General features: G+C 59.8%; 21 protein-coding genes. 15 read left to right on the forward strand and 6 right to left on the reverse strand.

Annotation, left to right across the window (positions count from 1 at the left end; genetic code table 11):
* Positions 1 to 20 precede the first annotated feature (20 nt).
* From KVP70_RS23785 to KVP70_RS23845, 13 genes are all read left to right on the forward strand, one after another.
* Positions 21 to 2,270, forward strand: coding sequence for an NBR1-Ig-like domain-containing protein (locus KVP70_RS23785; protein WP_217944919.1), 2,250 nt, complete (start codon positions 21 to 23; stop codon positions 2,268 to 2,270).
* Positions 2,267 to 2,866, forward strand: a complete 600-nt coding sequence (locus tag KVP70_RS23790) for a hypothetical protein (RefSeq protein ID WP_217944920.1) — start codon at positions 2,267 to 2,269, stop codon at positions 2,864 to 2,866. Before KVP70_RS23785 ends, KVP70_RS23790 begins: the two co-directional genes overlap by 4 nt.
* Before the next feature lie 266 nt (positions 2,867 to 3,132).
* A complete protein-coding gene (locus KVP70_RS23795) occupies positions 3,133 to 3,732 on the forward strand; it encodes a hypothetical protein (protein WP_217944921.1) in 600 nt (199 codons plus the stop codon).
* An 85-nt stretch (positions 3,733 to 3,817) separates the two neighbouring features.
* A complete protein-coding gene (locus KVP70_RS23800) occupies positions 3,818 to 4,417 on the forward strand; it encodes a hypothetical protein (RefSeq protein ID WP_217944922.1) in 600 nt (199 codons plus the stop codon).
* Positions 4,418 to 4,624: 207 nt separating this feature from the next.
* Complete coding sequence (locus KVP70_RS23805; RefSeq protein WP_229225055.1) at positions 4,625 to 5,761, forward strand: type II secretion system F family protein; 1,137 nt, start codon at positions 4,625 to 4,627, stop codon at positions 5,759 to 5,761.
* On the forward strand, positions 5,758 to 7,431 hold the full coding sequence (locus KVP70_RS23810; RefSeq protein WP_217944924.1) for a GspE/PulE family protein: 1,674 nt from the start codon (positions 5,758 to 5,760) through the stop codon (positions 7,429 to 7,431). Before KVP70_RS23805 ends, KVP70_RS23810 begins: the two co-directional genes overlap by 4 nt.
* A complete protein-coding gene (locus KVP70_RS23815; RefSeq protein ID WP_217944925.1) occupies positions 7,418 to 8,689 on the forward strand; it encodes a hypothetical protein in 1,272 nt (423 codons plus the stop codon). Before KVP70_RS23810 ends, KVP70_RS23815 begins: the two co-directional genes overlap by 14 nt.
* The gene (locus KVP70_RS23820) at positions 8,686 to 9,288 is read left to right on the forward strand and encodes a hypothetical protein (protein WP_217944926.1); all 603 of its coding nucleotides are present in this window, start codon (positions 8,686 to 8,688) and stop codon (positions 9,286 to 9,288) included. Before KVP70_RS23815 ends, KVP70_RS23820 begins: the two co-directional genes overlap by 4 nt.
* Positions 9,285 to 9,821 carry a hypothetical protein gene (locus KVP70_RS23825; protein ID WP_217944927.1) on the forward strand — a complete coding sequence of 179 codons (537 nt, stop codon included), beginning with the start codon at positions 9,285 to 9,287 and terminating at the stop codon, positions 9,819 to 9,821. Before KVP70_RS23820 ends, KVP70_RS23825 begins: the two co-directional genes overlap by 4 nt.
* Positions 9,822 to 9,831: 10 nt before the next feature.
* Positions 9,832 to 11,739 (forward strand): secretin GspD/PilQ domain-containing protein, encoded by a 1,908-nt coding sequence (locus KVP70_RS23830; RefSeq protein ID WP_217944928.1) that lies wholly within the window; start codon positions 9,832 to 9,834, stop codon positions 11,737 to 11,739.
* Positions 11,739 to 12,224, forward strand: a complete 486-nt coding sequence (locus KVP70_RS23835) for a type II secretion system protein (RefSeq protein WP_217944929.1) — start codon at positions 11,739 to 11,741, stop codon at positions 12,222 to 12,224. The genes KVP70_RS23830 and KVP70_RS23835 overlap by 1 nt, the downstream gene beginning before the upstream one ends.
* 4 nt (positions 12,225 to 12,228) lie before the next feature.
* On the forward strand, positions 12,229 to 12,618 hold the full coding sequence (locus KVP70_RS23840) for a type IV pilin protein (RefSeq protein WP_217944930.1): 390 nt from the start codon (positions 12,229 to 12,231) through the stop codon (positions 12,616 to 12,618).
* Positions 12,605 to 13,123 (forward strand): type II secretion system GspH family protein, encoded by a 519-nt coding sequence (locus KVP70_RS23845; protein ID WP_217944931.1) that lies wholly within the window; start codon positions 12,605 to 12,607, stop codon positions 13,121 to 13,123. Before KVP70_RS23840 ends, KVP70_RS23845 begins: the two co-directional genes overlap by 14 nt.
* 106 nt (positions 13,124 to 13,229) lie before the next feature.
* On the opposite strand, the gene KVP70_RS23850 is transcribed toward KVP70_RS23845, so the two are convergent.
* Both KVP70_RS23850 and KVP70_RS23855 read right to left on the reverse strand, forming a co-directional pair.
* On the reverse strand, positions 13,230 to 14,120 hold the full coding sequence (locus KVP70_RS23850) for a hypothetical protein (protein WP_217944932.1): 891 nt from the start codon (positions 14,118 to 14,120) through the stop codon (positions 13,230 to 13,232).
* Positions 14,121 to 15,113: an MOSC domain-containing protein gene (locus KVP70_RS23855; protein ID WP_217944933.1), complete on the reverse strand. Its 993-nt coding sequence runs from the start codon at positions 15,111 to 15,113 to the stop codon at positions 14,121 to 14,123.
* Positions 15,114 to 15,381: 268 nt separating this feature from the next.
* Between KVP70_RS23855 and KVP70_RS23860 the strand changes: the two genes are divergently transcribed.
* Together KVP70_RS23860 and KVP70_RS23865 are read left to right on the forward strand one after the other, a co-directional pair.
* The gene (locus KVP70_RS23860; protein WP_217944934.1) at positions 15,382 to 16,050 is read left to right on the forward strand and encodes a DNA adenine methylase; all 669 of its coding nucleotides are present in this window, start codon (positions 15,382 to 15,384) and stop codon (positions 16,048 to 16,050) included.
* Complete coding sequence (locus tag KVP70_RS23865) at positions 16,047 to 16,892, forward strand: 8-oxoguanine DNA glycosylase (RefSeq protein WP_217944935.1); 846 nt, start codon at positions 16,047 to 16,049, stop codon at positions 16,890 to 16,892. The genes KVP70_RS23860 and KVP70_RS23865 overlap by 4 nt, the downstream gene beginning before the upstream one ends.
* Here KVP70_RS23865 and KVP70_RS35420 read toward each other — a convergent pair.
* The 4 genes from KVP70_RS35420 to KVP70_RS23880 are packed head-to-tail and all read right to left on the reverse strand — an operon-like array spanning position 16,800 to position 19,632.
* The gene (locus KVP70_RS35420; RefSeq protein WP_369698896.1) at positions 16,800 to 17,504 is read right to left on the reverse strand and encodes a nitroreductase family protein; all 705 of its coding nucleotides are present in this window, start codon (positions 17,502 to 17,504) and stop codon (positions 16,800 to 16,802) included. The two genes, KVP70_RS23865 and KVP70_RS35420, sit on opposite strands and share 93 nt — an antisense overlap.
* The gene (locus tag KVP70_RS23870; protein WP_217944936.1) at positions 17,482 to 18,087 is read right to left on the reverse strand and encodes a 7-cyano-7-deazaguanine synthase; all 606 of its coding nucleotides are present in this window, start codon (positions 18,085 to 18,087) and stop codon (positions 17,482 to 17,484) included. The genes KVP70_RS35420 and KVP70_RS23870 overlap by 23 nt, the downstream gene beginning before the upstream one ends.
* Complete coding sequence (locus KVP70_RS23875; RefSeq protein WP_217944937.1) at positions 18,084 to 19,298, reverse strand: PfkB family carbohydrate kinase; 1,215 nt, start codon at positions 19,296 to 19,298, stop codon at positions 18,084 to 18,086. Before KVP70_RS23875 ends, KVP70_RS23870 begins: the two co-directional genes overlap by 4 nt.
* Positions 19,291 to 19,632 carry a hypothetical protein gene (locus tag KVP70_RS23880; protein WP_217944938.1) on the reverse strand — a complete coding sequence of 114 codons (342 nt, stop codon included), beginning with the start codon at positions 19,630 to 19,632 and terminating at the stop codon, positions 19,291 to 19,293. Before KVP70_RS23880 ends, KVP70_RS23875 begins: the two co-directional genes overlap by 8 nt.
* Positions 19,633 to 19,704 lie beyond the last annotated feature (72 nt).

Below are 19,704 nucleotides of genomic sequence, written 5' to 3' on the forward strand. Positions count from 1 at the left end.
CGAATTCGTCGATACTCACCATGCTGACACTCATTCAGTTTTACCTGCTGGCGCCGCTGATGCACGCGGCTGCTGTAGCCCGGCACTTGTCGCGCGATCTGTTGCGCTGCTGGCCGTTGCTGGCGGGGTTGCTGTTTGGCGCCTGCGCGCCGGCCCAGGCGCAGGTCAATGATGCCAAGTTCATCTCGCACAGCCTGCCCGCGACGATGTATGTTGGGAAGGGTTACCCAGCCTCGGTGACGCTGCAAAACACGGGAACCTCGACGTGGCAAATGGCCACCCACTCGCTCGGTTCGCAGAATCCAACTGACAATGCCGTGTGGGGCATGGGCCGGGTCCCGTTGGACTTGGCGACCGTCGCACCCGGGCAGCAGTATACCTTCCAGTTTACCGCCTTTGCACCCGACACGCCGGGCAGCTATAACTTTCAGTGGAAGATGGTGCAGGATGGGCTCGAATGGTTTGGCGAACAATCGCCCAATCTGACGGTCAGTGTCGGCTTGCCGCCGCCGGTCAACGATGCCGCCTTCGTTGAGCAAAACACGCCTGCAACGATGGTGGCGGGCCAGACCTACAATCTGTACATCAAGATGCGGAACACCGGCACCACCACCTGGAGCGCCGGCGAACAATACCTGCTTGGTGCGCCTAACCCGCAGGACAATACAAGCTGGCTCCCGCAGCGGGTGATGCTGACAGCTTCGGTCAAGCCGACTGGAGAAGGATTCTTCTACTTTCCGGTGACGGCGCCATCCGTACCTGGTACTTACGATGTCCAGTGGCGCATGCTGCGCGAATTTCATGAATGGTTTGGTGCTTACTCGACCAATGTGCCGGTCGTCGTGACCGCGCCGCCGACGGTCAATGCCGCCGAATTTGTCGGCCAGACCGTGACGGCGAATATGAGTCCGGGGCAGGAGTACACCGTATCGGTGACCATGCGCAATACCGGTAATACCACCTGGACGACGGCCGGCAACTACCGGCTGGGAGCGCAGAATCCACAGGACAACCAGACCTGGGGCACGGACCGGATGCAACTGGCGTCGGCCGTGGCACCAGGTCAGCAGGGGGTGTTCAGCTTCCAGGCCAAGGCGCCGTCTGCTGCCGGCGTCTACAACTTCCAATGGCGGATGGTGCAGGACTTCGTCGAATGGTTTGGCTCGGCCACGCCGAATCTGAGCGTGACGGTAGGCACGACCTTGACCGTCAGCCGCACGCCGTCGCCGATGGTGGCCGGGCGCCCCTACACCGTCACTTGGTCATCGCCGACGGCGACTGCGGTGTCCTACCAATGTACTGCGAGCGGTACCGGCTACGCCGGTAGCAGCGCCACACTGGCGCCCTCCGGAGAGGCGAATGGTACGGCGCTCCAGGCATGGGTCGGTAACCCGTCCACCTGCACCTGGACCGCCACCGGTCCCGGCGGCACGAAAACCGTCACCGAGACGATGACCACCAGTAGCACTCAGGAGGCCATCACCTATTTTCATAATGACACGTCCGGCACACCGGTGGTGGCCACCGATGCCAGCGGCTCCATGGTCTGGAAGGAAACATACCGTCCCTATGGCGAAAAAATAGATCGCTGGCCTGGTAGCGGCGATAATAAAATTGGCTACCATGGCAAACCGTTCGACGACAACACCGGCTTGTCTTACATGGGCGCGCGCTACTACGATCCGGTGTTGGGGCGATTTACCGGCATCGATCCCGCGGCGGTTGACGAAGCGAATATCCACTCCTTCAACCGTTACGCCTTCGCCAACAACAATCCGTACAAGTTTACCGATCCCGACGGCAGAAACCCGGTCGCGATCATCGTGGTGGGTGCGCGCCTGATGGGCGTGGGATTGGCCGCCAATGAGATGGTCACCGGTGACGTGCCGGTCGTGGGCGGCACGGCGGCCAAGGCCGGCTTGAGCGCGGCGGAGCGCCTGGCCGCCAACCGGGTCAGTGGCAAAGTGGGCGAGGCGGGCACGAGAGCGGACCTGGGGAACACCGCAATCGGCGAGCAGATTACTGTGATTCTGAGTAATAATAAGCGCGCGGTCGTTGATTTCTTCACGCGCATCAACGGCAAACTAGGCGTAGTAGAAACCAAAGTCGGCGGTGCCCGTCTGTCGAAAAATCAGGCGCAGTTGGAACAGGATATTGCCAATAAGGTACAGGTCACGCCTGTGGGGAAAAAGGCGGATGACGCTGGCCTGATACCAGGACAACCGGTAACGGTCGAAACATTTAAGATTGATAGAAGGACGACGAAATGAGTGTGCGCCCAACAGTAAAGTCCGTTAGAAAAGCTTGTCTGGACGCCTTGGCGGCGGTGGGCATCCCCAGAAAATACGATCGAGGTGTGCTTCAACTCAGCGATGGCTTTTTCGCATGGATTGGGCTCAATACGGGGACGCATTCCGATTTTATTCGGATTAATCCATTTGTGGGGGTTCATGCCACCGAGGTGATGAAAGTCTTCTGCGCCGTGGCCGGCATGAAGTGGCGGCCAGGGGAGTGGGCGACTTATGCGGTTCACTTGGGCGAGCTGTGCCCGGATGTGCAGCAATTTATCTTTGCGACGGAAGCCGATGTGCCGGGCGAGGCAGCGCGGTTAGCGCAGACGATTGCGGAGTTCGGCATGCCCTACGCCAAGACGCTGTGCAGCTACGACACGCTCTTGCCGTTGCTGAAGGCGCGCGTCCCAGGCTTGGGCGGCGCGCCACAGATGTATGCTGTGACGCTGGCACTCAATGGTGAGCTGGCAGCTGCACAGGCGTTCCTGGAGGCGGAGATCGGGCGCTGCCGTGCCGCGTCCGATCTGCAATTGCTTTCGGAGTTGGAATCGATTCTGGCCTGGCTGCCGGTCTGATTTGGTCGCACTTACACTGGTCATGGCAAGACAGCCAGCCGGTGAGCCTCCTTTCGTCCTTTAAAGACTTCTATGTCATTTTTACTCCAACGCCGCGGGCGCCCGGCCACGTGTCGGGGGCCTGCGCCATGAACCAAGATAGAGCCACGGCGCCAGGCAGGGCGCGCTTGCGCCTGTGTGGCCGTGACGTTGACGGTCGCGCGCAAACGATGGAGTTCGCCGGCCTGACGGGCGCTCACATTTAAGATTGATAGAAGGACTTCGAAATGAGCGGACGCCCAGCGGTGGAGACCGTTACCAAAACTTGCATTGACGCGTTGGCGGCTGTGGGAATCGATAGAAAATACAAGGTAGGCGTATTAAAGCTCAGCGACAATTTTTCCGCATGGGTCGGTCTCAATAGGGGCACGCATTCCGACTTTATTCGTATTAACCCCTTCGTGGGTATCCATGCCACTGAGGTGATGAAGGTCTTCTGCGCCGTGGGCGGCATGAAATACCGACCAGGTGAGTTGCCAACCTATGGGGTCCACCTCGGTGAGCTGTGCCCGAAGGTTCCGCAGTTTATTTTCGCCACGGAAGCCGATGTGCAGGGCGAGGCCACCCGGCTGGCGCGGACGATTGCGGAGTTTGGCATCCCCTACGCTAAGACGTTGTGCAGCTACGACGCCCTATTGCCACAGTTGAAGGCGAGCGTAGCTAGCTTGGGCGGCGCACCGCAGATGTATGCGGTGACCTTGGCACTCAATGGCGAACGGGACGCCGCGCAAGCCTTCCTTGAGTCGCACATTGTGCAATACCGCGCCAAGCAATATTTTGAACTGGTTGCGGAGTTGGAACGAATCTTGGCTTGGCTGCCGACATGATCTCGTTGCAGCGGCGCTGGTCGCATGTCCGCTACTGCCCCCCAATCAAAATAGAAATGTTCAGTGTGGAGAGAAGGACGACGAAATGAGTGTACGGCCGGCGGTGAAGACCGTTGCTAAAACTTGTAATGATGCGTTGGCGGCGGTGGGAATCCGTAGCAAATACGATATAGGCATGCTTGAGATCAACGACGATTTTTTCGCATGGGTTGGCCTCAATAGAGGAACCCATCCCGATTTTATTCGCATCAACGCATTCGTGGGCATCCATGCCGCCGAGGTAATGAAGGTTACGTGTGAGGTGGCCGGCAAGAAGTATCGCCCGGGAGAGTTTGCAACCTTTGCGGTCCACCTTGGCGAGCTGTGTCCGAAGGTTCCGCAGTTTATCTTCGCCACGGAAGCCGATGTGCCGGGCGAGGCGGCACGACTGGCGCAGATGATTGCGGAGTTCGGCATCCCCTATGCCAATACGTTGTGCAGCTATGACGCGTTGTTGCCTTTGCTTAAGGCCAGTGTGCCCAACCTGGGCGGTATGCCACAGCGCTATGCCGTGGCCCTTGCGCTCAATGGCGAACGGGACGCCGCGCAAGCCTTCCTTGAGTCGCACATTGTGCAATACCGTGCCAAGCAATATCTTGAACTGGTTGCCCAGTTGGAAGCGATTCTGGCTTGGCTGCCCGCTTGATTCTGCAGCGGTTGCGGTTGCCGCAGCAGTTGGCAAGCTTCCGATCTTCCTTTCATTCATAAAGAATTTCATGTCATTTTTCCTCCAACGCGCTGAGCGCCGGCCGGCGCGCCGGTTGTCTGCGCCATGAGTCACGAAACCGCAACGGCGCCTGGCAGGGCGCGTTTACGCTTGCGCGGCCGCGACGCTGACGGTCGCGTGCAAACGATGGAGTTCACCGACCTGACGCGCGCCGAGGCGTTGCGACGGGCCGCCGTGCGCGGCTTGCGGGTCGACGCCGTCGACGCGCTAGGCGCGCCCGCTCCGGCTCGCGTCCGCGCGCCATTCCCGCTGGTGTTGTTCAGCCAGGAGCTGCTGGCGCTGCTCAATGCCGGCCTGAACCTGACGGAGGCGCTCTCCGCCCTGCACGCCAAGGAGACCCAGGCAGGCGCCGCGCTGGTGCTATCCCAGATTCTGCAGAGCCTGCGCGAGGGCCGGCATTTTTCGGATGTACTGGGGGCGTTGCCGCGCCACTTTCCCGATGTGTATGTGGCCACCGTTCGCGCCTCCGAGCGCACCGGCGATCTGCGGCAGGCATTGGGGCGATATATCGCTTACCAGGGGCAGTTCGATACCATACGTAAGAAACTGATTTCGACCGCCATCTATCCGGTCATGCTGCTGATCGTCGGCGCTGGCGTGAGCCTCTTCCTGCTCGGCTATGTGGTCCCGCGCTTCTCGATCGTCTACGCGGCGTCCGGGCGTGACATGCCCTGGCTGTCTGCGTTGCTGCTGACGTTCGGCCAGCTCATTTATACGCACTGGCCACTGGCGCTGACGGCGCTGACGACGACCTGCGCTGCGCTGGCGTGGGGATTGAGCCGGCCTGCCGGGCGCGCCGCACTGCTGGAGTGGCTGCTGCGCCTGCCATGGCTGGCGGCGCGCGCCAATCAATTCCGGCTGGCGCGCTTTTACCGCGCCGTCAGCCTGCTGCTGGCGGCCGGCATTGCGCTGCCACGCGCGATGGGCATGGTCGTTGGGCTGTTGAGTCCGGCCTATCAGGTCAGGCTGGCACGGTGCCGTCTCGATATCGAGCGCGGCCAAAGTCTGTCGAGCGCGCTGGTGGCGGCCGGCCTGGCCAGCGCCATTGCCGAATCCCTGATCAAGGTCGGCGAGCGCTCCGGCCAGTTGGGGGAGATGCTTGAGCGTGCGGCCAGCTTCGCCGACGAGGAGCTGGCACGGTGGCTCGACTGGGCCTCGCGCTTGCTTGAACCCATACTGATGTTGATTATAGGCCTAGTGATTGGAACGATAGTGGTGCTGATGTATATGCCGATTTTTGAGTTGGCCGGGAGTTTCCAATGAGCGCTGTGGGATTGACGCCGCAGCTGATTGGTCAGGCGCGCCAGCTGGCCGCTGGCGGCGAGACCGGACTGATGAACGCGTTGCAGCAGTTGCTCGATGTTGCCGCACCGCGTTTGATGGAGATGTTGAGCGAGCGCTTCGGCTGTCCTGCGTTCGATCTGGCTGCCTTGCAGAGCCTGGAGCCTGATTTCGGTCCGGTCAGTTACACCGATGGCGCACAGCGCGGCGTACAGTATGCCCGTGACTCAGCCGGTATGTCCCACTTGCTGCTATCCGATCCGTTCGACAGCGCCGCCGAGGAATGGGCGTTGCGCCGGATTGGTGCGGCATGGCCGCCGCCGGACATAGCGCTGGTACATCCTGACGACTTTCGAGCCTGGATGGCGCAGCAGGAACTCAAGCTGCGTGCCATGGACGGGGTCGTGGCTGACGGCGCCAGCGGCCACGACGAGGAGGTCGCCGCGGTCATTACGCTGGCCAGTATCGGCGAAGATACCAGCGCCGTTGTTAGGCTGGTCAATTCCACTATCTACGACGCGCTCAAGCTCAAGGCCAGCGACATCCATCTGGAGTGCGATGCCGGCTGTCTGCACGTGATGTACCGCATCGACGGGGTGCTGGTGCCCATCACGCAGGTGGCGGGGCAGGACATGGCTGAGCAAGTCATCTCGCGCGTCAAGGTGATGGCCGAACTGGACATCGCCGAGCGTCGCGTGCCCCAGGACGGCCGCTTCAAGGTCAGGGTCAATGCCGCCGACGTCGACTTCCGGGTCTCGATCATGCCCAACATCTTCGGCGAGGACGCGGTGCTGCGCTTGCTGGACCGGCAATCGCTGACCCAGTCGGCGCATCGCCTGCGTCTCGACGACCTGGGCCTGAACGACCATGCGATGGCCGCCATCCGCAAACTTGCCGCGAAACCGCACGGCATGCTGCTGGTCACCGGCCCGACCGGATCGGGCAAGACCACCACCCTGTACGCCGCCATCAGCGAAATCCACACCGGTCGCGACAAGATCGTCACGATCGAAGACCCGGTGGAGTACCGGCTGCCGCGCGTTCTGCAGATTCCGGTCAACGAGAAAAAGGGGCTGACCTTCGCGCGCGGACTGCGTTCCATCCTGCGCCATGACCCCGACAAGATCATGGTCGGCGAAATCCGCGACGATGAAACCGCCCAGATCGCGGTACAGGCCGCGCTGACCGGGCACCTGGTGCTGACGACGATCCACGCCAACAATGTGTTCGATGTGCTGGGCCGTTTTCTGCACATGGGCGTGGACGCCTATAGTTTTGCCGCTGCATTGAACGGTATCGTTGCGCAGCGCTTGCTGCGACTCACTTGCCCGCAATGTGCGGTGGCGATCACGCCCGACGACGCGGCGCTGGCCGCCGCCGGCCTGACCCGCGCCGGGGTGGTGGGCTGGCATTTCAAGGCTGGTGCCGGCTGTAGCCATTGCCGCGGCGTCGGTTATCGTGGCCGCCACGCTGTCGCCGAGGTGCTGGTGTTGGACGACGCCTTGCGCGAGATGATCGTCGGCCGGGCGCCGATTTCCACGCTCAAGGAGCGCGCGGCCCAGGGCGGCTTGCGGACCTTGCAGGCCAGTGCGCTGCAATGGGTGGCGCGGGGCGACACCACGCTGGAGGAGTTCACCCGTGTTGCCGGTTAAGCCCGAGGCCGTGCTGTACCTGGTGGTGGGCGCCGAGCAGGTCGAGTGCGGTGTGCTGGCCGGCGGCGCCTGGGTCGACGGCAGCGTGCGTCAGCTGCCCTGCGGCCAAGCCTCCCGTCTGGCCGGCGTGCTCGACGACATTGCCGCCTCGCTGGCGGAGGTGGCAATGCCGCGCACGCGTCGCGTGCAGGCGATCGTGGCTGACATCTGGCTGGCATCGCTGACGATGCCTTGGAGCGTGGAGCAGCGAGGAGCTGGCGCCCGGGGCTACGCCTTGGCCCAGCTGGTCGATGGCGGCGCCGCGGTCGAGGACGCGGATCTGGTCAGAATTGACGCCGCGCCGCCTGGGCAGGCCCGGCTGGTGTTCGGGTATCCCGCCGCACTGATCGACGGCCTGGAACGCCTGGCAGAGCGGGCCGGCGCGCCGCTGGCGTCGGTGCTTCCCTATAGTGTCGCGGCCTGGATCGCCGAGCGCGGCCCGCAGCAAGGTGCGGCACGCGTGCTTGGCCTGTGCGACCAGCGGATGCTACTGGTCTGCCATGGCACGACGCGGCTGGACGCGGTGACGGCGCGGACATCGGCAGCCGGCATTGAGGGGCTGCACGGTCTGTGGGATCGGATGCAGTTGTGCGAGCCGCATTTGGCAAAGCTGCCGGCATTATCTTGTCTCGACCTGTCGGCAACCGCGCCGCTGTGCCGATTGCAACTGGCGGCCTCCGTGCCGCGCCGCGCCAGCGCATTGGACGCGGTGATGGATCGTCCACAGCCGGCTGTACTACGCTGGGCGCTTGCGATCGCCGCACTGGGTTGTGCTGCGGTGGTGGTGGCGCAAGCGGCTCAGCAGGTGAGCGCCACGCGGGTCCTGCAGCAGCAATGGGCGGCCAGGCCGGTGCGCGCCAGCGTCGCCCCCGCCGGGAGGATATGGCAGCGAGATGAGCTCGACAAGGTGCGATCGGTCAATCGTGCGGTTGCCACGCTGAATCTCCCGGTCGCGGCCATGCTGCTCGCCTTGCGCCCGCCAGCCGATATCGGTGTGGTGTTGCTCAGTGTCGAGCTGGCCGGCGGTGCCGATCAGGAACGGCCTGCGCCCGTCACCATACGGGCACAGGCCGGAAGCGGGGCTGAGATGGCGCGCTATGTGGCTTTTGTTGGCGAGCAAAAACCATTTCACAGCGCTGTTCTGCTGGAGCACGAACTAAACAACTTGGGGCCGGAGCGGGTCTATCGCTTTACGCTGGAGGCGCAATGGAGCGAATGAGCGATTCCGGCGGCGCGGGTGGCTCGTGGACGATCACGCTACGCGAGCTAGCCTGGCGGGCCGGGGGCGGCGCCCGGGCGTGGCATCAACGCTTGGGCTGGTCCGGGCTGGTCGTGCTGGTCGCGCTGGCCCTTGCGGCCGCCGCCTTGGCTATCGAGCGTGAACAGCGCCGAGCGGGCGCCGTGCTGCGTCGGCAGCTGGCTGTACCCTCCGCGGCCGCGGCAGTCCCGGCACAAGACCGGGAGCGGCAAGCGTTGGCTGCTTTCGAGCGCCAGTTGCTGCCGTACGAAGAGATTCCGGTCGTTGTGCAGGAGCTGATGGTGATGGCCGAACGGCGCGGGGTGACGTTAGCGCGCGGTGAGTACCGGCTGCAGCCTGATGTGCCGGGTGGTTTCTTGCGGTATCGCATTCGGCTGCCGCTGAAGGGCAAGATGTCGGTAGTCTATGGTTTCATTCAGGACGCGCTTCAGGCGCAGCCGGCGCTGGCCCTCGAGCGTGTGCAGTTCAAACGCGAGCGTTCCGATGCGCTGGAGGTGGAAGCCGGCAGCGAATGGGCATTGCTGGTGCGTAGGCCTGCCCATGGCGAGGTGGCGCCGTGACGCCAGGCCTGCGTCGTGGCGTGTTGGGCCTGGCCCTGGCGGCAACGCTACTGGCGATCTATTTTGCGCCGCCTGAAGCGTCCGCGCCGGCCAGCAAGGCGCTTGCCGCGCAGCGCTCCGCGGCGGGGCCCGTGTCGGCACCGGCCGTGTTGGCGATACGGCCACGCGCCCAGCCGAACGACAGCGCCGAGCAGGACGATAGCGCCGAGCTGCGCGACAGTGAGGTGGCAGCCTTGTTCGAGCCGGCCGTTGTCGCCCCGGCGCCGGCTGCTAAGCCAGCGCTTGCCGCACCGGTTGCGGCCACCATCGCGCCGCCGCTGGCGCCGCCATTGCCTTTCCGGGCGTTGGGCCGTTATGTCGACGGCGGCAATACCGCCGTTTTTTTGCTGCACAACGAGCGGGTAGTGATGGTGCGCGTGGGCGACGTCATCGCCGATACCTATCTGGTGGAAAGCCTCACCGGCACGACGCTGGCATTGCGCTACACCCCACTCAATCAGCGGCAGACCTTGCAAGTCGGCGGTAATAATTAAGAGATCAAAGATGACTAAAAACAGGTTTATAGATGGCCTTGCTATGTTGGGACTGGTGGCTGTGCTCGGTGGCTGCGGCGGCAGCCAGGCGTACCGCCAGGGGCAGGCCTTGCTGGCCCAAGGCAAGGAGCAGCAGGGACTGGCTAAACTCAATGAGGCGACCGTGCTGGATCCCGCCAATCCGGAATACCGCATCGCTTATGCGAGCCGGCGCAACGCCATCGTTAACCGGCTGATTGCGAATGCGGAGGCCGAACGGCGCGATGAGCATGCCGCCAATGCCGACATCCTTTATCGCCGGGTCCTGGAAGTTGACGGCAGCAATGTGATGGCGCGCCAAGGACTGGAAACGCTGGCCGTGCAGCGGCGCCATCGACAGGTGGTGAGCGAGGCACAAGCGCTGTTCGCCAATGGCACGCCGGGCGACCTGCCTGCTGTGTTGGAGATGTTACGTCCGGTGCTGTCTGAGGATCCTGCCCAGAAGGGCGCGCTGGCGCTAAAGCAGCGGGTCGATGCCTTGCGCGCCAGTACGCAGCGGCCGGAAGCCAAGCTCGCAGTCGCACATCAAAAGCCGATCACGCTGGAATTTCGCGATATGCCGCTCAAATTGGTATTCGACGCCATCGCCCAAGCGTCGGGATTGAATTTTTTCTTCGATAGCGATGTACGGCAAGATCAACGCATTACGGTGTTGGCCAAAAATACTTCCATTGATGACGCCATACACCTGCTGCTGACCACCAACCAGCTGCGTCAGAAAGTCTTGAACGGCAATTCCTTGCTGATTTATCCGAGTCTGCCGCAGAAGATCAAGGACTATCAGCCCATGGTGGTACGCAGTTTTTTTCTGGCCAATGTCGACGCGAAGACTGCCGCCAATGCGATTAAGACCATCGTCAAGACCCAGGATATTGTAGTGGATGAGCGTTTAGGCACCATCGTCATTCGTGACACGCCCGAGGCCGTGCGCATGGCTGAGCGTATCGTGGCGTTGCAGGACATGAGCGATCCTGAAGTGATGTTGGAAGTCGAAGTGATGGAAATTCAGCGTTCGAGGCTGCTGGAACTGGGCGTCAAGTGGCCCAGCCAGTTGAGTCTGGCCCCGTCGGCGGCAGCCGATTCCGCAAGCTTGACCTTGGCTGAATTGCGGCGGGTGAATAGCTCGACGTTGCTGGCCACGGTTGGCCCGACGATCATCAACGCGCGCAAGGAGGACCAGGATGGCAGTGTGCTGGCCAACCCACGCATCCGGGTGCGCAACAAGGAGAAGGCCAAGATTATGATAGGCGACCGGGTGCCGGCCATTACCACCACCTCGACCTCGCTCTCGGTGACTGAATCGGTCAACTACCTCGATGTGGGCTTGAAACTGGAAGTCGAACCGACGATTTATCTCGACGATGAAGTCGCCATCAAAGTCAATCTGGAAGTGTCCAATATCGTGCGTCAACTGGTCAGCAAAAGCGGCACGACGTCGTACCAGATCGGATCGCGCAGCGCCAGCACAGTGCTGCGGCTGAAGAATGGTGAAACGGAAATCCTTGCCGGGCTCATCAGTGACGAAGATCGTTCGACTGCCAACAAGGTTCCCGGTATCGGTGAGTTGCCCATTGTCGGGCGTCTGTTTGGCAGCAAGAACGATGACAGCCAGCGCAGCGAAATCCTGCTATCAATTACGCCGCGCGTGGTGCGGTCATTGCGCCGGCCGGACCTGATGTCGGCCGAGTTTGAAGCGGGCACCGATTCAAGTATGGGGGCAAGGCCATTGACCCTGAGTACGCCTGTGGTACCTACCGCGCACCCGGCTGCGCCTCCAGCGCCACTGCCGATGGTGCCGCCGACGCCGATTCCTGTTGCCCCAGCCGGCGCGCCGACATTGGCGGCGCCGGCACCATCTGCATCGGATTCTACACAGTGATGGCGCGTCGTAACGCACCGCTGGCTGGAGGCTTCACCTTTATCGAACTGTTGGTGACGCTCGCTATTATGGGCGTGCTGGCATTGATGACCGTTCCGATGGCGCAAATTGCTTTGCAGCGAAAAAAGGAACGTGACTTGCGCATAGCCTTGATACAGATACGCGCTGCGCTCGACGCCTACAAGCACGCTGCGGAGCAGGGCCGGATCCGGCTGAGGATAGGCGATAGCGGCTATCCGCATGCATTGGGCGAGTTGGCTGACGGCGTGGTCGACCAGCGCAGCCCGACTGGACAAAAGCTGTACTTTCTGCGGCGCTTGCCCGCCGATCCGATGCAGGAGGACTCTTCCAGACCGGCCGATACTTGGGGGACGCGCAGTTATGCTTCGGCACCGGATACCGAAGCAACGGGGAGCGATGTGTTCGACATCTACTCCCGATCGGGACGCATCGGGCTGAACGGCGTACCGTATCGGAAATGGTGAGCGCATGAATCAGACCACGTCACGAGGGCAGGCCGCTTTCACCCTGATTGAGTTACTGGTTGTGATGGCCATTGTTGGTTTGTTGTTGAGTATTGGGGTGCCACGCTATTTGGTTTCGCTGGAAAAATCGCGGGATACGATACTGAAGGAGAATGTGCGCGTTTTGCGTACCACGCTGGACCGCTTTTATTCTGATAAGGGGCGGTTTCCGGATGCATTGGATGAGTTGGTGCAGCAAAAATACTTGCGCGAAGTGCCGATTGATCCAGTTGTCGAGTCCAGTCAGCGCTGGGTGCTGTTACCCTCATCGGATAGGGATAAAAGCGGCATTGCCGACGTGAAAAGCGGTGCGCCTGGCACTGCGGCCGATGGGACTCCATATGCGTCCTACTAAGCAACTGCGCCGCACTGGTGGTTGGACCTACTTGTGTCTGCTGATGGTGGTAGCTATGATCGGTCTGGGACTGACGGCGGTAGTGGAAATGGACGCCACGATGACGCGGCGTGAGAAGGAGGCCGAGTTATTAGCCATAGGCCATCAGTTCAGAGAAGCAATCCGGCGATATCGTCAAGTGCCGGGCATGGAGCAAGCCTATCCGGCGGCGCTGGAGAATTTGCTCACGGATAACCGGACCAGCCCGCCCACTCGTCATTTGCGCAAAATTTTTGTCGACCCCATGACCGTCAAGGCGGAATGGGGGCTGGTTATTGCGAATGGCGGTATTGTTGGCGTGCATTCACTGTCGCAAATGACGCCGATCAAGCAAGACGGATTCGACATTGATGATGCCAGTTTTTATGGTCAGCAGAGCTATATGCGCTGGATTTTTGGCGAGGTAGGGCCTACGCCGAGAGGCGCTCGACCCGTGTCGCGCCTAGCGGATGCCATCTTAAAATAGTCTTCGCTGAAAGTCGCGGATGCGGACGGGGAGAGCCAAAGAGGACTGCAGATCAGCGCTCCGCTTTTTGGAAAAATGGAGCGCTTCGGCAGAGACGGCGCATTGATTACTTGCGGTCAGCGGTAGGTGCGATTGGCACTGCTTCGTCGGGCTGCCGTAAGGTCGGTGCCAATTTCTCACGGTAGTCTCCGGAGAAGCTAAATGTTACCTTTGCCCTAGCCCGCGATAGCGGTTCAGGATGGATAAGAGATCGTTTGCCTTGCTTAGTTTGCGCTGTCCATTTGTCGCGCTTTGCTTGGTTGTCGCCAAGATCATCATCCATATGTGCCAGATGCGAGGCTGGTAATCCGGTACAGCCTTTCGGCGTGGGGGCACGATTTTCTGCGGGAGGCGACGGGCGAATCACCAAGGCAATGAACGGGGCCTTAGCGAACTGCCGAGTAAATGGCATAGGCTCGAACGGCGCTACACCTATCGCCCAAGATTCAAAGGAATTGTCAGGTGCTATCCAGCGCAAGCCAATGTGTATGGAATCGCCTTGTTCGCCCTCAAGCCAGCCAGTGTCTTCGCAACTCCACCGTGGATGAGAGCCAAGCAAGGTCACAATCCGCAATGCTTCCTCCGCTGTGCCGTCACCGGGCAGTAGGATTTGCAGCCCTTCCGTACCCATGTCGAAATGAGCATCAACCACGGCGGTCAGCACGTCAGCATCCCACGCATCTTCGATCACCGCCGAATACCATTTCGCTTCCTCCCATTTGCGCGCTAAGCTTACGGCAAACAGGCATGCAATTTGATTCGTCTTGTACCATTCGAAAAGAAGCTCCGGCCAGAGCTCTCTGTGTCCCTGTCTAATCGCTTCTACGCTTTCGGCATGGCCTTGCGCAACCGCCCAGGCAGCCAAGCTGTCAAACGATGGGAACGTAAGGGAGCTGTCGCCAATCTTTCTGACAACATCACGCTCGGCGCGTTGCAGTTGCTTCTCCGGTTTATTCAATTAGCTCAACCAGCTATCGTAGTCATCTGGGAGTGCGCAAGCCACCGTAGGGTAGGGCTTCGGCTCGGCTTCTGGTGTCGTATCACCTTTAAGCATCCGGCCTTTCGTAAACAGCACTTTTGCCCCAGCAAGTTGAAGAACTTGGGTTTGCTTCATGTCTCCTTGGCTCAGTATGCTAACGATCTGCTCTTTTAAATTATTTTGTGCGACAGTGGTCATGTTTTTTCCGCGGAGTGAAGAAGGATTGACGTTCTTTGGGGGGCGAGGCAGGAGCAACGTTTCTACGCTCGCATGGTCCGAAAGTGGCAGCTCAAACAGCGATGCTCCCAGCCACCTGGATTTGGGTGTCTTGCTTTGTACCGATACGGCTTTGTTGAAATAGGTCTTGCCAAATTCCCTGGTGACGCGCGGGAAGACTCGGCAGTAACTAGACGGCACACCTGCCACTCGGGCAAGTTGCTTGTACTCGATCACGTCGGTCGACGGGACGGCGTCAAGCACCATACGCACTCGCTTCCGCCAATCGTCCGACCACCTGGGCAACAACTGCCCCAAGTTCCGCACAGCGTCACCAGCTCGGATCAAGCCCCCATTGACGACACGAGCCAATACGCCTCGACGCGTACCGATGACCTTGGACAGGCCATCATGATGTGAGTTCAGATGCCCGCATGCTTCACACTGGAACGTCAACCATAGCAGTACGTCTTGGCCAACGCGCAACACCGTGCCTGAGCTTAAGCTTGATGTGTCGAAATCGAGAAGAATATTTTCGCGCAGAGTCAGTGGCGGCAAGCCCAGATCTTCGTAGGCGCCTTGCCCGACCAGCAGAATCTGGCGCAGAGACAGTGGATCTGAGTGCACGTCCTTGGACAAACCGAGGCCAGTAATCGCTTCAGCAACAGCTACCGTGCTGGGCGGTTCTTGACGGGATCGCCGGACAGCCAATGCTTTCACGTGGCCGATATCGACGCTGCAGCGGGAGGTCAGCATACTGTCGTCATGATAAGTTGGCAGAAGAAAAATGTTTGGGCAATCTGCGGATTATAACAGGCGATGCTTAGTTAATACTCACGCAATGTAACCCAAGCGATGTAAAACGTCATACGTACACACCGACGATTCAGTATAGACACTTATTGCGTGAACAACAAATAGGAGTATTCTGGAATTACATTCCGTATCAAAACAGCCTCGGATTTGTAGCCAGCCGGCGGCGAAATCGCTTGCAATCATCGTCAAAATTGACGATGATGTAGGTATGAGATATCCCGGCGGAAAAGGAAAGTGCTTTCATCAGTTGATCAACCTAATGCCTCCCCATGAGACCTATATCGAGGCGTTTCTGGGGGGCGGGTCGGTCCTGCGGAACAAAAAACGAGCGCAGCGGACCATAGGAATCGATATCGATCCGGCTGTGATCACGGCATGGCAAAGTTCCGCCGACGTTGAGCTGGTTCAGGGGGACGCCATTGCCTATCTGGAGGCGTTCGATTTCACAGGACAGGAATTATTGTACCTCGACCCGCCGTACCTGTCGTCTACACGGCGACAGGAGCGTGTTTATCGCCACGATTTCAGCGATGCGCAACATGAGCATTTGCTTGCGATTGCGGCGGTGCTTCCGTGCATGGTGATGATATCGGGCTATGCCAGCGATCTGTACGGCAGCCATCTTCACGATTGGAACAAAGTGAACTTTATGGCCAATTCGCATGTGGGTCTGCGGGAAGAATGCGTGTGGTTTAACTTTGATCCGCCCAGCGCTTTGCACGATGTGAGCCATCTCGGCGCAAACTTCAGGGAGCGTCAGACGATTAAACGCCGGCGCGATCGACTCCACGAGCGTATCGAAGGGCTCGATCCCGTAGAACGACATGAACTGATGGCTTGGATGACGGAAAAATTTGGTGAAGCGAGGACGCGATGACGCAGTATGGTGCAGTGATGTTAGGCGCGGCCACGGTACAGATTGAGTTGCCGGGCGCGAGCCAGGAAGTCATTCCGGGTGTCTTATGGGGAGCCATCGAAGCCTTTCCTAGCCCAGCGTACTGGGCATACCAAGTGCTTGCCAGGCGTGCCCAGGGCACGCGCATTAATCCCAAGCTGGGTGCGACGCTGCGCGAAGAAGTCGGTGCCTGCTTGTTGGGAGGACATGGCATTCCGGCTAGTGTTGGACTGGCTGCGTTCGATTGCCTTCGTGCGCGCGGTGCGTTTGCCGGCGAAGCGCATGATGAAGCGACGCTATTCGATTGGCTCAGTGTCCCCATGCCTATCGGTGGCCGGACGGTGCGTTACCGGTTTGCGCGTCAGAAGGCCAAGTATCTGGCTGCTGCGCTGGCCAGAATAGCTGAAGAGACGCCACCGGTACATAGCGGCCGTGCACTGCGCGACTGGCTGCTCGGAATCCCAGGTATCGGCTTTAAAACCGCATCCTGGGTGGCGAGGAACTGGCTCGACGCAGATGATGTTGCGATCCTTGATATCCATCTTCTGCGCGCGGGACTGCTTGGAGGATTCTTCCCTCAGGATCTTACGGTGGAGCGCCACTATTTGCAGCTTGAGTCGATGTTCCTCGCCTTCAGCGAAGGGTTGGGCGTACGGGCGTCCGAACTGGACGCCGTCATCTGGTGGGAAATGATGTCTTCCAATGGTACGGTAAGCCGTATCTTCGACGATTTACAGCTCGACGTCGTGCCCGCTTATGTCGGTGCACGGGGGCGTGCCAACAAGCGCGGCGCCAACGCCGCAGATCAGTTGCGCCTCATTTAGTTTGATTCCCCAAGTAGCGCCTGTCGCGCCCAGTGCGCAAAAGTGCAGCCCCAGATAGGACGCTACCAGTCCAAGGTGTGCAATCAGGGCGCCGGCATCCCGCCATATAAGCGATTCTGGATTCTCGTATTTTGAGGCGGTCTTCCCCACTTCCGCTGCGAGCCAAAGCAACGTCCCTTTTTGCGGGTCAACTGCGGGCGCAATGCCGGCCATTGCATCGCGTGGCGCAAGCAAGCCATGGGGGACTTCTGTGAGGCAGTGCCGATGAGGATCGTAGCGCTGCCATGAGTCCTGCGCCGATGAGCATGCCAATACGTGAATAGGATGAATGGCGCCTGCCGAAGGCGTCGGACGTTGGCTAAGGTCGAAACCCAGGGCTGAACTTTGTCGTGCCAATACTCGGCTGGAGTACCAAAGCAGCGATGAAATGTCGGTCAACGTGAGCGGGCCAAACGTGCGGCTTGAACGTCTGGCTGCGACGACATCGCAAAACGACTGAGGAATGTCTTCAGGCGTTACAAGGCTTACCGTAGGGCCTGAGGGCCAGGCGAACGGCTGATAAGGCTGTACTTGTTCTTTCGGCCGAGGCTCAGACGGCGACATCCAAATCATGGTCTAACTCCTGATACACCTCGATGTACTTGTTGCACCCCCGGCATTGACCGCAAGCGACGTTCGCCTTATGGCAACTATGCGCCCAAGCCAGCAGCGAGCGAGGAACCTTTGCTTCCCGGATTAACTGGTTCGTCGACAACGTGATCGCCGGTGCGCTAACCTGGATAGCTCCTTCCTGATAGGCAAACAATCGGCTGATCAGATCGACGAACTCCGGAGTACCGTCACGATGCGTGCCATCAGACTTTACTGTGCCAATCCAGAGCTGCGATACGCCCAATGCCACGGCCTTCATGGCCACCAGGGTCAGCAGCAGTTGATTGCGATAGGGCCACCAGTCGCTGGCCGGCGCAAGCGCATCCTTTTTCGCGCCAGCCATGTCACCTGAACCCAGTGTACGGCAATCGATGCGCAGGATATGGTGTTCGATTTCCAACGCTTTGCAAACTTCAGCAGATGCCGCGATTTCAGCCTCCGCCGCCAACTGGCCATAATCTACGGTAAAGGCAATGTCTGGCTTCTTCCACCAGGCCAGTGCCAGTGAATCCATTCCGCCCGACAGTAGCAGTGCATTTTTCATAGTTCGATCGCAGTCCATAAAGTTTGGTATATCGCACTTACGTAATCCTTGCTGGTAAGGCAGCCGGCGCCGACCATCATTTTCAGGTGGTTGTCGGATTCGTTCTCGCAATAGATGACGACGGCTTTTCCCTTTGCCCGCGCATGGCCGATTTCATACATGGTTCCAGAGTCAAGGCCATCGGCAATGACGAAGAGAATGTCGCAGCTGTCGATCGCAGCCAAGTCTTTGGTTGCCACATCGTTGGCGGAGGCATGGCCCACATCATGATATGGCGAGAAAACTTCGAGTCCGAGCGCCTGCAGTTGCTCGCGTGCCTGCCCGACCAGCCAAAGCTGTGCGAGCGTAAAGAATGGACCGGCCAGGTACACCTTGGGACGGTAGCCTTGCAAGCACCGCGCCGAAAGGTCAACCGGCATTGCCGAATAGGTCGCCAATTGCGCAGATGTTACAAACCCACGAAACTCACAGTAGTAAGCCGTTGCGCGGGACGCCAGTCGGGCTGCGAGGACGGCAGGCTGTCCCGATATCCAGTGGTAGGCGAAATTGGCGACGAACGTGTCGCCTGATCCTATCTTCCATACCTTTTCTGTGCGGAAGGCGGGGATTTGAGATGCCTGTCCATCCGCATACACGAGTGCCCCTTGTGGGCCAAGTTTAATGATGACCACTTGTGCGCCGGAAGCGCTGACCAATGCTTGTGCCATTTGAAGCGGGGAGCCAACGATGCCTGATAACACGGCCGCTTCATAGCGGTTAAGGACTAGGGCAAGGTGTGCTGCGGTCGACCCGTTCTCCGAAAAATGCCGCGGGTTGGAGACATTCTGTGGATCATAAACCGCGAAATTTGCATGAACAACAGCGTCGCCTTCGAGCATGCCAAAACGGACGACCCGCTCTTTTGAAATGACCAAGCTCGGATGGGCTGCGGCTTGGGAAATGATCGTCGGCGTTGCGAGGCCATGAACATACTGAAATGTGATTGCGTCTGCGACTGCAGTCAAATCAACATCGTATTGTTCGAGCGCGGCACGCTGCAGGAAGTTGTCGGACGCGAGAGTATCTGCATATCCGTGCAGGCAAGCCTTGCCGCCCGCGGCAGCGATTGCCGATGCGGCGCGGCCGGCCGAGCCATAGATTTCGCGCCAGCCTGGGCGCATGCACTCCTCCCTGTACAGCCCGCCGACGATATGAAAGCAGGTGTTATCCATGTGTTTGTGCGGGGTGGACACGGACGCGTACCTGCCCGCCGGTGATGTCGATCACGGTTGCGCTATAGTGCGTGCCCTGTTCTATACACCGACGAAGCCGGGCTGTTTCAGGTGAAGCTAAACCGCCGGCGACAACGCCGTTGAACTTGGCTACGACAACGGTAGTTCCCGGATACGCTTCCAGGCTGACAGGCAATTCCACACCCTTTTCCAGGTGGGCTACCACTTCCGGCTTCGGAGAGCTCAATTGCGTATTGATGACCAAACTGTTGCACTCAATCGTGTCCGGTACAAACCCACCGCCACCACCACCGCTACCACCAGATCCGGACATAATTGTCTCCATTCAAAAATAGTTGAATAATTGCCACTGATCGGACCATTATCTACTATGGGTGAATGCTCA

Source organism: Duganella violaceipulchra, from assembly GCF_019166075.1.
Classification (GTDB): Bacteria; Pseudomonadota; Gammaproteobacteria; order Burkholderiales; family Burkholderiaceae_D; genus Rugamonas; species Rugamonas violaceipulchra.

What these genes read in the sequence shown, in the direction of transcription:
- KVP70_RS23830 (WP_217944928.1), top strand. Translation starts at nt 9,832, where the DNA reads ATGACTAAAAACAGGTTTATAGATGGCCTTGCTATGTTGGGACTGGTG.
- KVP70_RS23810 (WP_217944924.1), top strand. Translation starts at nt 5,758, where the DNA reads ATGAGCGCTGTGGGATTGACGCCGCAGCTGATTGGTCAGGCGCGCCAG.
- KVP70_RS23840 (WP_217944930.1), top strand. Translation starts at nt 12,229, where the DNA reads ATGAATCAGACCACGTCACGAGGGCAGGCCGCTTTCACCCTGATTGAG.
- KVP70_RS23805 (WP_229225055.1), top strand. Translation starts at nt 4,625, where the DNA reads ATGGAGTTCACCGACCTGACGCGCGCCGAGGCGTTGCGACGGGCCGCC.
- KVP70_RS23785 (WP_217944919.1), top strand. Translation starts at nt 21, where the DNA reads ATGCTGACACTCATTCAGTTTTACCTGCTGGCGCCGCTGATGCACGCG.
- KVP70_RS23835 (WP_217944929.1), top strand. Translation starts at nt 11,739, where the DNA reads ATGGCGCGTCGTAACGCACCGCTGGCTGGAGGCTTCACCTTTATCGAA.
- KVP70_RS23865 (WP_217944935.1), top strand. Translation starts at nt 16,047, where the DNA reads ATGACGCAGTATGGTGCAGTGATGTTAGGCGCGGCCACGGTACAGATT.
- KVP70_RS23870 (WP_217944936.1), bottom strand. Translation starts at nt 18,087, where the DNA reads ATGAAAAATGCACTGCTACTGTCGGGCGGAATGGATTCACTGGCACTG.
- KVP70_RS23845 (WP_217944931.1), top strand. Translation starts at nt 12,605, where the DNA reads ATGCGTCCTACTAAGCAACTGCGCCGCACTGGTGGTTGGACCTACTTG.
- KVP70_RS23875 (WP_217944937.1), bottom strand. Translation starts at nt 19,298, where the DNA reads ATGGATAACACCTGCTTTCATATCGTCGGCGGGCTGTACAGGGAGGAG.
- KVP70_RS23855 (WP_217944933.1), bottom strand. Translation starts at nt 15,113, where the DNA reads ATGCTGACCTCCCGCTGCAGCGTCGATATCGGCCACGTGAAAGCATTG.
- KVP70_RS23820 (WP_217944926.1), top strand. Translation starts at nt 8,686, where the DNA reads ATGAGCGATTCCGGCGGCGCGGGTGGCTCGTGGACGATCACGCTACGC.
- KVP70_RS23860 (WP_217944934.1), top strand. Translation starts at nt 15,382, where the DNA reads ATGAGATATCCCGGCGGAAAAGGAAAGTGCTTTCATCAGTTGATCAAC.
- KVP70_RS23880 (WP_217944938.1), bottom strand. Translation starts at nt 19,632, where the DNA reads ATGTCCGGATCTGGTGGTAGCGGTGGTGGTGGCGGTGGGTTTGTACCG.
- KVP70_RS23795 (WP_217944921.1), top strand. Translation starts at nt 3,133, where the DNA reads ATGAGCGGACGCCCAGCGGTGGAGACCGTTACCAAAACTTGCATTGAC.
- KVP70_RS23790 (WP_217944920.1), top strand. Translation starts at nt 2,267, where the DNA reads ATGAGTGTGCGCCCAACAGTAAAGTCCGTTAGAAAAGCTTGTCTGGAC.
- KVP70_RS35420 (WP_369698896.1), bottom strand. Translation starts at nt 17,504, where the DNA reads ATGATTTGGATGTCGCCGTCTGAGCCTCGGCCGAAAGAACAAGTACAG.
- KVP70_RS23800 (WP_217944922.1), top strand. Translation starts at nt 3,818, where the DNA reads ATGAGTGTACGGCCGGCGGTGAAGACCGTTGCTAAAACTTGTAATGAT.